Source organism: Streptomyces sp. NPDC028991, assembly GCF_055564775.1.
The window spans coordinates 1-12,418 of the sequence record NZ_JBVHVP010000039.1 but is presented as its reverse complement, the minus strand read 5'-3'; the positions used below and the strand labels follow the sequence as shown (position 1 = coordinate 12,418).

Below are 12,418 nucleotides of genomic sequence, written 5' to 3'. Positions count from 1 at the left end.
GCCGTGCCCACGTAGATGATCCATAGGAGAAACGCTGCGAAACATAGGAGATCGTCTACGATGTGCTCTGTGGATCCTCTGAGTTCGCTACTGAGTGGCATCCGGGCCGAGGGCTCGGTCGTCAGCCACGCCGTACTGACGGCGCCCTGGACCATTCGCTTCGCCGACGACGCACCGCTCATCCTGATCAGCGTGCTGCGCGGCGGGGGCACCCTGCTGCTGCCCGACGGCACCGAGCGAGCGGTCGGCTCGGGCGATACGGCCATCGTGCGTGGCCACGCACCGTTCCATCTCACGGACCATCCCTCCTCCGTCCGCAGCTCCCACGCCGCGTACGAGATCGCCTGCTTCACCACGGACGGCGAGCGCGCCGCCCAGGAACTCGGCGGCATCCACTGGGGCACCGACTCGGGTGAGGCGACCGCGCTGATCGTGGGCGCCTACCGCGCCTCGGGCCACCGCCATGAGCGGCTCCTGCGTGCCCTGCCGCCCGTGTTGGTGGTCAAGGAGGACGCCGAGGTCTGCGCCTGGCTGGAGACGGCCGCCGCCGACGCGGCCCGGTTCTCGGCCGGTTCGCAGGCACTGATGGACCGGCTCCTCGACTGGGCCCTGGTGTGCACGCTGCGCAGTTGGTTCGACCAGGCCGGTGCCGACGCGCCCAGCTGGTACCGGGGCCTGGCCGACCCGGTTCTCGCGCCTGCCCTGCAGGCCTTCCACGACCGGCCCGCCGAGGCCTGGACGGTGGCGTCGCTGGCCGCTCGAGCCGGCGTCTCCCGGGCGCTGTTCGCCAAGCGTTTCACCCTGCTGATGGGCCGCCCGCCCCTCGCCTACCTCACGGAGTGCCGCATGGACGAGGCCGAGACGCTGCTGACCGACACCGACCTCAGCATCGCCCAGATCGGAAGGTCCGTCGGCTATGCCGACGCTTTCGGCTTCAGCGCCGCGTTCAAACGCCACAAGGGGCTGAGCCCCAGCACGTTCCGCGCCGCGGCGGCCTGAGTCCCGACCGCCTCGCGGTGGGCGGGGCTCCGGGTAGATCGTCACCACCGTCGGCGCACCGTGACTTCGGGTCCGGTCGTAGGGCTGGTCATCGGGTCCGGCAGGGCCAGGACTGAGGGCGGCACCGGTGTCGCCCCCCCTTCGCGGGCGCCACGAACCGCCCGCCCGAGCCGTACGGTAGCGGGGAGCGGCCCGGGCGAGAGAGCGTGTCGAACAGGAGAAGGCGGCGGCCCAGGTGTTCGGGCCGACGATGCCGTTCACCGTCAGGCCCCGGTCCGCCTGGAAGGCACGGCACGCGGCGTCGGAGCCGAGTACCCGCGCGTAGAAAGCGCCGGGGCAACTCCGTCGCGTGGTGGTCGCGGTGTCCGGTGATGGCGCGGGCCGCGCCGCCCGACACCCGCAGCCGGCTGATGCCGTACCGGACGGCGTCGATCAACTGCGGGTGATCGTGGCGTGGTTGCCGGAGATGCCGCCGGTGAGCGCGCACACCGCGCACCACATGCCGCGTACCAGTCGTCATTGCCCTGGGTGGCGCCCTGCGCGGCGGTGCGTACGTTCTCGCCCCACCCTTGGAAGGCGTAGCCATGCACGCAGGCGAGGTGGCTGCAGGCGAGATCCGCCCAGCCGTTGGAGTCCATGTGCTGGTTCTGGATGCCCCGTACCTGGGCGGCGCAGTCCGCGGGGTCCGCCCGGGCGACCTTTTGACCGCGTCGACGTGGTGCACGACGACGCCACCCCGTGCGGGGGTGATGTCGCCGCTCGCACTGCGGGGCGTGCGGGCACCCACCGGGAGCGTGAGACCAAGGTGGCCATCAGTCGCGCTCTCCACGGCCCACGGTGCAGTCCACCGTGGTGCGGAGGGACCGGGCAGTTCCATGCGGCCCGGTAGCCCCAGGGGTCACAGGCCTCAGTGGCCCCACCACCCCCCTGCCCTGGTCGGCCTTGAGTCCCTGTCGGCTCCGCCGGGCGACCGGGGGCCTTCGCTGGCGTTCCGTACGACTATTGGCGGGTGGTTTGTCAGGCGTGTACGGACATGATCAGTGCTCGCTCCTCAGGTATGCGCACGCGCACCGCAGCCACCGCATGGGGGCTCACAGCGGCAGCCGCCGGAACCGTACTGGCCACCACGACACCGGCCACCGCCGGAGGAGTCGGCGGCCTCCTGTCCCCCGCCTTCGGCACCACCTGCGCCAACCACCACACCGGCGCCCACGCGGCCGGAGCCACCACCCACGGCACCGGCGCCGCCGACGGCAACCTCGCCGGCCTCCCCCTGGGCAGCGCACTCAACCAGTGCGGCGGCGCGGACGCGCCACTGCCCTCCCCCGAGAAAATGTCCTGCGTGATCCGCCACCACTTCCCCGGCACCAGCATCCTGGCCGACTTCCTGCCGAAGGAGACCGCCGGTGATGTCCCGGCCGACCTCCCCGGCCGAACGATCACCCAGCTCATCGAAGGCTCCACCCAAGCCGGATCCGCCTGCTGATGCCCTGCGCCGGTGCCGCCCGACGCGGCCACCGCTCCCACCCCGCCCACTGACGATCGACTACTGGCGCACCCCACCAGGCGCGCGCCTGGTGGGGTGCGCCGAGCTATCGCGGTACTTGTTGCGGGGTTTGTGGGGTGTTGCGGCACGAGGGTGTTCGTGACGGCGGACCGGCTCTCCGGTGGCGCGGTCGATGTGGGAGAGGCGGTTGATCCGGCAGCGGGTCAGGACCGCCTGCCCAGCCGTCCGGCGATCTGGACCGCTCCCAGTCGCTGCTTCCAGCGCAGGTGCACGATCTTGCGGACCTGCGGCTGCGGGACCCGGGCCGGGCGCACCCGCTCGACGACGCGCCACGCCTCCTCGGCCTCGTCTCCGCGGATCGACAGGGCCGGGCCCCCGTCGAGAACGTCCATCAGCGGACGGCCGTAAGCGGGCACAGCGGGAGCGCCCGTGCGGGCGCTCAACGAGAGCTGCGTGAGGGTCTCGGCTCGCAAACCAATCGCCGTGATGTCCATGCTGAGACTCTCCGGTCCCAGTCCGAAGCGCAGCACGTCGGGCCGGACATCCTGGGCCTGCCCGAAGGCAGGTGAGGAACGGAACGGAAACGCATCGCGACCTCCTTGCGGTCCCTGCCCAGGGCCTCGCCGTGGCGCAGAGTGGAGTCGCCGGACTGGACGCGCCCGCGGCAGGTGCCTTGTCAGGTCATGCTCCGGGGACCCGCTGCCGCTGCGGACTGTCAGCTGCAATCGGGAGACTGCGCAGTGTCAGCGCAGTCGGCGGAGGCAGCGGCTCATTGGCCGTGTCGGCACGGAACGACTGAAGCAGGTAGGCCACCAAACGCCGGGACGCGGCACCGTCACCCGGTAGTGCGGTCACCAGACCGCAGTGTGCCAACAGGACTACGGCGAGGTCGGAAGGGTGAAAATCGGCCCGCAGAGCGCCCGACGCCTGAGCCCTGCGTACCAGGGTGGTGAAGTCCCGCTCGGCTCGTTGCCGGGTCTGCGCATGTTCCGACGTGCTTTCCGGGAAGGCCGCGAGGAACGCGGCCGGGAACCCGCGTTCCTCCTGTTGCAGAGCGCAGACCGTCTCGATCAGCTGCTGGAATCCCTGCCACGGTTCAGGGGCGGCCACAGCATCGGAGAGCGCCCGCACACAGGTGTCCATCTGCTGCGCGAACGCGCCCCGCACCAGGGCGTCCCGGGTCGGGAAATGCCGGTACAGCGTCGCCACACCGACTCCGGCCCGACGCGCCACGGTCGCCATCGGGGCGTCGATCCCGTGCTCCGCGAAGACCGCACGGGCGGCGGCGAGGAGGCGCTCCCGGTTGCGCCGAGCGTCGGCCCGCAGCCCGTCCTGGGCTGCGATCCGAGAGGATTCCACCATCACTTCCTCTCGCTTCGGATCCAAACGGACGATCGCGTCCACTTAGGAGCCTACCGTCGGTGTCAGTTCCCTGTACGACCACCGGCGGCAAAGGCAGAACGATGAACGACCGCATGATGAAGGCAGTGCTCTACGACCGCTACGGCGGCCCCGATGTGCTGTACGTGGGCCGCGTGCCACGCCCTGAGCCGGCCGCCGGCGAGGTGCTGGTGAAGGTGCACGCGTTCAGCGTCAACGGCGGGGAACTGGCAGCCCGTGCCGGCCGCATCCGCCTCGTGACCGGCCGGAGATTCCCCAAGCGTGTCGGCTTGGACTTCACCGGCGAGGTCGCCGCTCTGGGTGCCGGAGTCGCACGGTTTGCGGACGGCGACCGCGTGTGGGGGGTCTTGGGCCGCACCTCCGGGTTCGGCAGCGCCGCCGAGTACGTGACCGTGCCTGCCGAGCGGATCGGCCGGGTCCCTGACGTACTGGATCTGGTGGACGCCGCCGCGCTGCCGGTGGCCACCACGGCCGTCACCGCCCTGCGGGACAAAGTCGGGCTGCGCCCCGGCGAACGACTCCTCGTCCGGGGCGCGGCGGGCGGCGTCGGCAACGCCGCCGTCCAGCTCGGACGGGCGTACGGCGCCGAGGTCACGGCCCTCGCCCGTGCGGCCAACCTCGACTTCGTCCGCGGGCTCGGGGCGCACAAGGCCGTCGACCACCGGATCGTGCGGCCGACGGAACTGGACCACTTCGACGTAGTCCTGGACACCGCGGGGACCGAACTGCGGGCCTTCCGCGGCCTGCTGAACCCCGGCGGGCGCATGGTCACCATCGCCTTCGACCCCAAACGGCCCGCCGCGTCGCTCGGCTACCTCGCTGCCAGCACGGTCCACGGACACGGCCGGGTGCGCTTCTTCAGCGGCGACCCTAGGCGGGCGCACTTCGACGACCTCGCCCACCATGTGGTCCAGGGGAAGCTGAACCCCGCGGTGGACACGGTTTTCCCCCTGGAGGAGACCGCGGCGGCCCACCGGGCGCTGGAGCAGGGCGGCGTCCGGGGCAAGTACGTGGTCAGGGTCGCGTAGGCCCCCCTGTGGAGGTGCTGATCACAGCCACTCGATGCCGGCCGCTACGAGTACGGTCGCCTCAATTGGACATGTGTGTTCCTTGGTCAGAGCACGTGTTCGGACCAAGGCCGCTCCCACGTCCGCCGGATACCGAACCGAGTGATCAAGTTCGAGACACCATGCGACTCCGAACGTCAAAGATCAAGCTAGACCCGAAGTCGCGGATTGAGGCGGGATCCGTCAAGTGCAGGCATAGGCGTGGACCCGCTGATGGCCTCGGTCTCGGATCGCATCGCGGACACCCTCAGCGGCAGGAAGGCTGCGTGCGGACAGGAAGACCTTGGTGCCGAGGTCCGCGAGCTGGATCGCGAGAGTTCGCCCGGAATCGCGCCCTGACGTTGCCAGGCGACGGCGACGGTGGTGTGGGTTCCCAGGGCGCGGGCGAGAACCGTGGCCGGGATCTCGGTGGCGAGCTGATCTCGGTGGCGAGCTGGAAGAGCGCGATGCTGCGGGCCTGATCGGGCCGGATCCCGAGCTGGTTCAGTCGCTGGGCCAGCTGTGTGGTGCTGATCGGCCGCCGGGGCCGGCCGGCCGCCGGGGAAGAGCGAAAAGCGATGGTGACGGGCCAAGGCCCCGATGGTCGCGTGACCCTTGCGGTTCGCGGCGGCCACGCGGGTCATTGGAGCGACGGGCTCGGGCAACTCGACGGGGGCGTCGCCGAGGTGGAGACGTCGTGGGCGCCGACCTCGACGTCCTCGATCGTCAACCGGCCGATCGCCGACGGACCTTGGGTGATCTGGCTCACGTCCTGTCACAGCGACTGATCGCGCGGTGCCTTGAGGCCGAACACCTGGAATCGACAGGAGGCGTCATGACTGGGAACACGCATGTGGTCGTGATCGGTGGCGGATAGGCGGGCGTGATGGCCGCGAACCGGCTGCTGCTGCGCGCGACGACGTGACAGTGGCGCTGATCAACCCGCGCCCGGATCTGGTCCACCGGGTCCGGCTGCACCAGCTGGTCGGCGGGTCCGACGACGCGGTCGTCGCCCACCAGGACGTCCTGGCCGAGGGGGTCGGGGTGGTGGTCGACACCGTCACCAGGATCGACGTGGCCGAGCGCAGCGCGACACTGGCGGCCGGCGGCACGCTCGGCTACGACTACCTGATCTACGCGGTGGGCAGCGGCAGCGCCGAACCGAGCGTGCCAGCGGCGGCCGAGTTCGCCTGCCCGATCGCCACCCTGGAGGAGGCACAGCGGCTGCGCCCGGCCCTCGACGCCACGCCCGCGACGGCCCCCGTGACAGTGGTCGGCGGCGGCCCCACCGGCATCGAGACCGCCGCCGAGCTGGCGGAGACCGGCCGCGCGGTGACCCTGGTTTGCGGAGGTGTGCTCGGCCCCTACCTGCACACCCGCGGTCGGCGCTCGGTTGCGAAGCGGCTGGCCGGGCTCGGTGTGACGCTCATCGACGGCTCTGACGCGATGGTGACGGCGGTGACCCGCGAAGCAATGCGGCTCGCCGACGGCCGTGAGCTGCCGAGCGAAGTCACCGTCTGGACCGTCGGCTTCGGCGTTCCGGACCTGGCCGTCCGCAGCGGGCTGAGCACCGACGCGGTGGGGCGCCTGCTCACGGACGAGACGCTGACGAGCGTCGACGACCCGCGCATCCTCGCGGCCGGGGACTCGGCGGCACCGTCGGACCTGCCGCTGCGGATGAGCTGTCTGAACGCGGTGCCGCTGGGCGCACGGGCCGCCGATACCGTGCTCAGCCGACTCGCGGGTGAGCAGCCGGAGAACCTCCATCAGTCGATGTACGCCCAGTGCATCAGCCTGGGCCGAAGCGCGGGCATCTACCAGTTCGCCAACAGGTCCGACGTCGCGGTGTGGCTGCACATCGACGACGGGCTGGGCGCCAGGATCAAGGAAGTGGTCTGCAAGGGCATCCCCAATGCGGGCCACGTAGTGGTGCAGGTGGCCGGCACCTCGTACAACGACGCGGACTCCGGGCTGCGGGCGGGACTGCGACAGGATCTGCTCCCACTGGCCTTCCCGCACATTCCCGGCCTCGACCTGGCCGGAGTCATCACCGAGGTCGGCGAGGGCGTGCCCGACTGGAGCGTGGGGGACGCGGTGGTCGCGCTTCTGCCGACGGACGCGCCCGGGGCGGCCGCCGAATACGTCGCCGTATCCGCCGAGTTACTACTGGCCACCGCTCCCCGTACCGTCGAGCTGGCCGACGCCGCGGCCCTGCCCCGCGTCGGGCTGACGGCATGGCAGACCCTGTTCGAACACGCCGGCCTCAAGCCCGGGCAGAACATCCTGATCAACGGCGCAGGCAGCGCAGTGGGCGGGTACGCCGTCCAGCTTGCCGCGCAGGACGGTGCCACCGTGACCGCGACCGCCGGTACGCGCAGCCGCGACCGTGTCCGCTCCTACGGCGCGGACCGGAACGTCGACTACGCCGTGACCCCGTTGTGCAGGCGCTGGCCGGGTAGCACTTCGACGTGGTGCTCCAGCTGGCTCCCGCAAGCCCCGAGGAGAACGTGCGGCTGGTGGGCCTGGTCGCCGACGGCGGAGCCTTCGTCAGCGTCACCATTCCCGGCGCGCAGGATGCCGGACACGGGGTGCGCACGGTGCACGTGTTCGCGCGCGGCGACGTCACCCAGCTCGCCGACCTGGTCGCCCGCGTCGACGCCGGAGAGCTGGCGATCGAGGTGGCTCAGCGGCTGCCACTGGCCGACCTGGCCACCGTCCACGCCCGCGCCGCCGACCGGTTTGCCCGGATCGCCGAGCTGGCCGCGCAGGTCGAGGGCGGAGACCTGGCCGAGCGGCTGCGTGCCGACCAGGCCGCGGTCCGCGCCCCGGACGCCGCCGGAGAGCTGGCCGGCGAGACCGTTCTGACCCCCTGACTCGAGTGACGTCGGCACCGGCCCGGTCTCCCCGGCCCACTCGGCGATGGTCCAGCAGGTCCTGCGCGGCAGTTCCGACAGCAGACCGAGTACCAACCGCCGCGCCAGCAGGCGGGGGTCAACCACCCGCGTGAACCGGCCTGCGATCCGGCCCATCAGGCCCTCGAACGCCTCTTGCCCACCGGGCAGGGTCTACGCTGTGACTCGCGGCCACCGGGCGTCGACTTCAGCGCTCTGGACGTCGAAGTGCAAGTCGGCGCCATGGAAGGACTGCCCTGCGAAGGCGTGCTGCGGTTCGCGTTTCCGCGCCCGGGCTTTACCCCCTGCACGTGGCTGACCACCGTGTCCCGGGACGACCTGATCGAGCGGGCGGGCGTCCTGTCCTCCGCGAAGCTCAGCGAGATAAGGGACCCCCTCCGTCTCGGTTAACTCGGGTAGGCGGAGAGGCACCACTCACCATCGAGAACACGATCCACGGCTGGAGTAGCCAGATCCCCGACGGCCAGAGGATCGGTGCCGACCGTCAGTCCTTGTCCTCATCGCCCTCGTCGCCCTCGTCGCCCTCGTCGCCCTCGAAGGCGTCCGGGTCACGGAAGGGGCGCAGGCCCTGGCCGGGGCCGCTGGCCTTGAGGGAGCATGCCTCCGTGGTGGTCTTCATCGAGGTCAGCGACTCCGGCTCGCCCACCGCACCAAGCTAATCCACCGACAGGCGGGCACGTCCGCCGCCCTCGGGGGCGACGATCTCCACCTTCGCGTCGTCCCCGTTACGATCTCCGCCTTCGAGCCCGTCGCGCGGGGCTGATCAGCCGGTTCGCCATCAGAACCGCGAACAGGTCGAGCGCGTCGTCGACCGCGCGCGCCTCCAGCTGGCTCACCACCGTCGTCGGCAGCGTGGTCCGCCAGGGCTCCCGCGCCCTCTTGGGCGAAGCGCGTGGGTCCGTCCCAAGACAAAGTCGCGCGTCGCGCGGAGAATTTCATCGCGTGCGGGCATCGTCCTTCTACCATTCTGCTCGGCGGGCGGTGGGGCAATCAGCCAACGGCGGTTCTGGACACGAAGGAGCAATCCTCCTGCCGAGTCGACGGCAACGCGTCCATCGGCACGCAACAAAGCGCAGCGGTGTCGCCGCTGTGCCATACCCAAGCTGCCAGAACACGATGTGGCTTAGGAAGGTGCTCATGGGGCGCTTGGGCGTGCGCAGCCGCTTACGTGAGCTTCCTGACCACTCAAAAGGCGTCGTTTAGGGGAAACCCCAGTTGAGTGTCGTGCCGGATGGGTAATACCGAGGTGTCGGAGAGATGGGGGAGCAATGCCGATTCTCTGTCAGCCTGTTGTGGCCTTTCCGGAGCATGTGATCTCGCAACGGGAAACCGTGGAGCTGTTCCGTGACCTCTATGCTGAACATCCTCAAATTTCTCAGATTCTTCAGATGGTCCAAAACACTGGCGTCACCAAAAGGCACTTCGTGCGCCCCCTGGCCGAGACTGTCTCGGACAGTCGACTGGGAAGGCAGCAAGAAGTCTTCACCGAAGAGGCCAGGCGGCGGATTCCGCAGGTCGCGGAAACGGCACTTGGACATGCTGGTCTGACTGGTGCGGACATCGGCGCCGTGGTCTTCGTCTCGTCCATGGGGCTTAGGACTCCCTCCCCCACAGCGTGGATGATGGGAGTGCTGGGGCTGGCGCGCTCCACCACACAGATCCCTCTTTCGCATCTGGGGTGCGCCGGCGGGGCGGCCGCGATCAACCGCGCCTGCGACTTCGCCCGCAGCCACGCCAGTCATGTACTCATCGTCGCCTGCGAATTCTGCTCCTTGCTGTACCAGCGGCAGGACACAGAGATCGGCGCCATTCTTTCCGCTGGATTGTTCGGTGACGCCGTCGCCGCCTCTGTAGTCCGAGCCGACGACCGCGCGACCGGCATCCGCTTGGTGGCTCAGGCGTCCTACGTTCTACCCGACACGGAGGATCACATCTCGTTTGCCATCAGCGACAACGGCCTGCATTTTCGTCTGAAGGAAGGCGTTCCCGGCGCCATCGCAGGCATGGTGCCACCCCTGGCGGGACTCGTGCGGGAGCAAGGGCACGAACTCTCAAGGCTCGACCGCTACGCCTTCCATACCGGGGGACCGAGGATCATTCGAGCCCTCCAGCATGGCGGTGGTATCCCCGCTGTCAAACTTGAGGGCTCACGTCGGACATTGCGCGAGTACGGCAACATTGCAGCTGCTTCATTGTTCGATGCCTTGATCCGAATGTTTGCCGACACGCCACGGCAGGGAGACACTGTTCTTGCCGCCGGGTTCGGTCCGGGAATGACTATGGAAGCAGCCTTCGGTATCTGGGAATCCGGCGATGGAAGGCTGAACAAGTGACCTACGGAAGGTACTTCGAGGAATTCCGAACCGGTGCCGTGTACCAGCACTGGCCTGGCAAGACGATCACCGAGTACGACCATCACCAGTTCTGCCTGTTGACCATGGTCCGACATCCCGTTCACACAGATCACCACTTCGCGGAGAATGCCACCCGGCACGGCAAGCCCTTGGTGGTAGGCACGTTCGTTCTAGCACTGCTCATCGGTCTCTCCGAGGCGGATATCGCCGGGGCGGCGCTGGCCCATCGCGGGTTGGATCGATTCGAGCACCTGAAGCCGCTTTTCCATGGTGACACCCTCTACGCGCGAACGGAGATTCTCTCCGCACAGGCCGTCGACGGCCACCCGGAACGAGGAGCGGTGCAGGCACGGACCCAGGGCATTAACCAACACGGAACTCTCGTCGCCACCATCGATCGTCATCTGGAAGTCCCACGTGGCGAGAACCCCCTGTCCCGTCCGGATCGTCACGATCATCGATGGCCCTTCACTGCCGATGACCTTCGTTCGGCATCTGTCCCCCGAAGCAGTACTCCAGCCAGGCACTGACCTTGCCGACTGGGATGGCGAGTGGCAGGTGTTCGATTGGAGGCGGATCGGAAGAGCGGTCCGTCGATACGGCCGAACAGGCCGCGGCGTTTGTTGAGGTAGGCCGCGAACAACCGGGGCGAGGTGCCGCCGAAGGCGACTTGCCTGACGCCGTTGGACTTTGTCTTTGCCCGCGCACCGATCAGCCTGTGCGCGCGGAAGCAACGCGCCTTCACTGATCGCTGGCCCGCTGCGGCGCCGCCCTGTCCTCCAACTTCTGCAAGCGCCTGCCCAACACCGAACCCGAGCTCCGCGAACTGTTCGCGAGACTCCACGCCAAGCGCGGGGCTGGCTGCTGAGTACTCCAGCCGTAGATCGTTATGTGCACTGGCTTTGGGGCTGACTGCCGCTGGCGGAAACTCAGGTGGCCTGAGCGCACGATTTGGGCAGAGTCGGGCGGTACCCGAGCTGAAGCGGCTGCATGTCGGCCTCGCCCCGGCGGTCCTGGCCTTCGAGCCGGCGAACCGCACCTACTTCGCTGCCTCGATCTCCGACCGCGGCGACGACTTCTTCGACCAGTTCACCGACCGGTACAACGCCTCGCCGGCCGAGCAGGAGGCCGGCATCTGCGCCTTTTACGTGCTCGTCGCCGAGGACGGCTCGGTACTCGGCAGGTTCAACCTGTACGACTTGGAGGACGACACCGCCAGACTCGGCTACCGGGTCGCGGAGCGGGTCGCCGGCCGCGGCGTGCCGACCGCGGCCGTCCAGGAACTGTGCCGGACGGCGACAGCGATGCACGGCCTGCGCGCGCTGCGGGCGGCCACCTCCCACGACAGCGCCGCGTCCCAGAAGGTGCTGACCAAGGGCGGGTTCGTCCCGGATGGCTGTACGGCCGACGTTTGCTCGCCATGCCGGCAAGGTACTGCGGACCCACCGCCGATGCGGCGTGTCCGGCGTCACCGGGGACGTACGGGCTCCCGAACGTCCCGATAAATGGATGGTCGGGGGTGAGCGTGACGCGACAGGATGCTCTGCATGACATTGCCCACCCCTGAGCTGCGCACCGCCCGCCTTCGTCTGCGGCCGTTCACCGACGCCGACGCGGCGCCGCTTTACGCACTGCACAGCAGCGCCCACGTGCTGCGCTACTGGGACTCCCCGCCGTGGACCGAACCTGCCCGCGCCCAGCGCTTCATCGCGACCTGCCGGACGATCGAGGAGAAAGGCACGGGAGCACGAGTAGCCGTCGACCGCGTCTCCGACGGCGTGTTCATCGGCTGGTGCGGCCTGACCAGCTGGAACCCGGACTTCCGCAGCGCGTCCCTGGGCTACGTCTTCGACGCCTCCGCGTGGGGCCACGGCTACGCCACGGAGACCGCGCACGCCGTCCTGCGGTGGGCGTTCGACACCCTGGACCTGAACCGCGTCCAGGCCGAGACCGACACCCGCAACGTGGCGTCCGCCCGGGTCCTGGAGAAGCTCGGCTTCGTCCGCGAAGGCACCCTCCGCGAGGACTGCGTCGTCAACGGAGACGTCTCCGACTCCTGGGTCTTCGGCCTCCTCCGCCGCGAGTGGCACCCGACGGCCGGCCGCTAGAGATCGTCTTCAAAGGTCAGATCCAGAGCAGGATTGAGGCGATGGTGACGGCGGCTTGGTAGGACTCGCGGGTCTTGTCGTAGCGAGTGGC

At 69.3% G+C, this 12,418-nt stretch carries 12 protein-coding genes and 5 pseudogenes; 12 read left to right on the top strand and 5 right to left on the bottom strand.

Annotated elements, in window-relative coordinates:
* Nucleotides 1–69: 69 nt before the first annotated feature.
* Nucleotides 70–999 (top strand): AraC family transcriptional regulator, encoded by a 930-nt coding sequence (locus ACZ4V1_RS34695; protein WP_468344734.1) that lies wholly within the window; start codon nucleotides 70–72, stop codon nucleotides 997–999.
* 234 nt (nucleotides 1,000–1,233) lie between these two features.
* On the opposite strand, the pseudogene ACZ4V1_RS34690 reads toward ACZ4V1_RS34695, so the two are convergent.
* Nucleotides 1,234–1,290, bottom strand: a pseudogene (locus ACZ4V1_RS34690) (peptidoglycan-binding domain-containing protein); the annotation flags it as partial.
* Nucleotides 1,291–2,056: 766 nt separating this feature from the next.
* Here ACZ4V1_RS34690 and ACZ4V1_RS34685 point away from each other — a divergent pair.
* On the top strand, nucleotides 2,057–2,485 hold the full coding sequence (locus ACZ4V1_RS34685) for a hypothetical protein (protein ID WP_468344732.1): 429 nt from the start codon (nucleotides 2,057–2,059) through the stop codon (nucleotides 2,483–2,485).
* Nucleotides 2,486–2,635: 150 nt separating this feature from the next.
* Here the strand turns inward: ACZ4V1_RS34685 and ACZ4V1_RS34680 are convergent.
* Nucleotides 2,636–2,814 (bottom strand): annotated as a pseudogene (locus tag ACZ4V1_RS34680) (IS481 family transposase); the annotation flags it as partial.
* A 373-nt stretch (nucleotides 2,815–3,187) separates the two neighbouring features.
* On the bottom strand, nucleotides 3,188–3,868 hold the full coding sequence (locus ACZ4V1_RS34675; protein WP_468344804.1) for a TetR/AcrR family transcriptional regulator: 681 nt from the start codon (nucleotides 3,866–3,868) through the stop codon (nucleotides 3,188–3,190).
* Between the two features lie 101 nt (nucleotides 3,869–3,969).
* On the opposite strand from ACZ4V1_RS34675, the gene ACZ4V1_RS34670 reads away from it, so the two are divergent.
* The 5 genes and pseudogenes from ACZ4V1_RS34670 to ACZ4V1_RS34650 all read left to right on the top strand — a co-directional run bounded on the left by ACZ4V1_RS34670 (nucleotide 3,970) and on the right by ACZ4V1_RS34650 (nucleotide 7,826).
* Nucleotides 3,970–4,935 (top strand): NAD(P)-dependent alcohol dehydrogenase, encoded by a 966-nt coding sequence (locus ACZ4V1_RS34670; RefSeq protein ID WP_468344729.1) that lies wholly within the window; start codon nucleotides 3,970–3,972, stop codon nucleotides 4,933–4,935.
* A gap of 542 nt (nucleotides 4,936–5,477) precedes the next feature.
* On the top strand, nucleotides 5,478–5,741 hold the full coding sequence (locus tag ACZ4V1_RS34665) for a hypothetical protein (RefSeq protein ID WP_468344727.1): 264 nt from the start codon (nucleotides 5,478–5,480) through the stop codon (nucleotides 5,739–5,741).
* Nucleotides 5,742–5,839: 98 nt separating this feature from the next.
* A pseudogene (locus ACZ4V1_RS34660) lies at nucleotides 5,840–6,861 on the top strand (NAD(P)/FAD-dependent oxidoreductase); the annotation flags it as partial.
* Nucleotides 6,844–7,062: pseudogene (locus ACZ4V1_RS34655) on the top strand (alcohol dehydrogenase catalytic domain-containing protein); the annotation flags it as partial. The pseudogenes ACZ4V1_RS34660 and ACZ4V1_RS34655, both read left to right, overlap by 18 nt.
* A gap of 359 nt (nucleotides 7,063–7,421) precedes the next feature.
* The gene (locus tag ACZ4V1_RS34650; protein ID WP_468344802.1) at nucleotides 7,422–7,826 is read left to right on the top strand and encodes a hypothetical protein; all 405 of its coding nucleotides are present in this window, start codon (nucleotides 7,422–7,424) and stop codon (nucleotides 7,824–7,826) included.
* 18 nt (nucleotides 7,827–7,844) lie between these two features.
* On the opposite strand, the pseudogene ACZ4V1_RS34645 reads toward ACZ4V1_RS34650, so the two are convergent.
* A pseudogene (locus ACZ4V1_RS34645) lies at nucleotides 7,845–7,982 on the bottom strand (IS701 family transposase); the annotation flags it as partial.
* 18 nt (nucleotides 7,983–8,000) lie between these two features.
* Between ACZ4V1_RS34645 and ACZ4V1_RS34640 the strand changes: the two are divergent.
* Complete coding sequence (locus ACZ4V1_RS34640; RefSeq protein ID WP_468344724.1) at nucleotides 8,001–8,255, top strand: hypothetical protein; 255 nt, start codon at nucleotides 8,001–8,003, stop codon at nucleotides 8,253–8,255.
* Between the two features lie 94 nt (nucleotides 8,256–8,349).
* On the opposite strand, the gene ACZ4V1_RS34635 is transcribed toward ACZ4V1_RS34640, so the two are convergent.
* The gene (locus tag ACZ4V1_RS34635) at nucleotides 8,350–8,511 is read right to left on the bottom strand and encodes a hypothetical protein (RefSeq protein WP_468344721.1); all 162 of its coding nucleotides are present in this window, start codon (nucleotides 8,509–8,511) and stop codon (nucleotides 8,350–8,352) included.
* Between the two features lie 622 nt (nucleotides 8,512–9,133).
* Between ACZ4V1_RS34635 and ACZ4V1_RS34630 the strand changes: the two genes are divergently transcribed.
* From ACZ4V1_RS34630 to ACZ4V1_RS34615, 4 genes are all read left to right on the top strand, one after another.
* Complete coding sequence (locus tag ACZ4V1_RS34630; RefSeq protein ID WP_468344717.1) at nucleotides 9,134–10,198, top strand: type III polyketide synthase; 1,065 nt, start codon at nucleotides 9,134–9,136, stop codon at nucleotides 10,196–10,198.
* Complete coding sequence (locus ACZ4V1_RS34625; protein WP_468344714.1) at nucleotides 10,195–10,749, top strand: MaoC family dehydratase; 555 nt, start codon at nucleotides 10,195–10,197, stop codon at nucleotides 10,747–10,749. The genes ACZ4V1_RS34630 and ACZ4V1_RS34625 overlap by 4 nt, the downstream gene beginning before the upstream one ends.
* Before the next feature lie 408 nt (nucleotides 10,750–11,157).
* Nucleotides 11,158–11,724: a GNAT family N-acetyltransferase gene (locus tag ACZ4V1_RS34620; protein WP_468344799.1), complete on the top strand. Its 567-nt coding sequence runs from the start codon at nucleotides 11,158–11,160 to the stop codon at nucleotides 11,722–11,724.
* A gap of 42 nt (nucleotides 11,725–11,766) precedes the next feature.
* Complete coding sequence (locus ACZ4V1_RS34615) at nucleotides 11,767–12,327, top strand: GNAT family N-acetyltransferase (RefSeq protein ID WP_468344710.1); 561 nt, start codon at nucleotides 11,767–11,769, stop codon at nucleotides 12,325–12,327.
* Nucleotides 12,328–12,418: the final 91 nt, after the last annotated feature.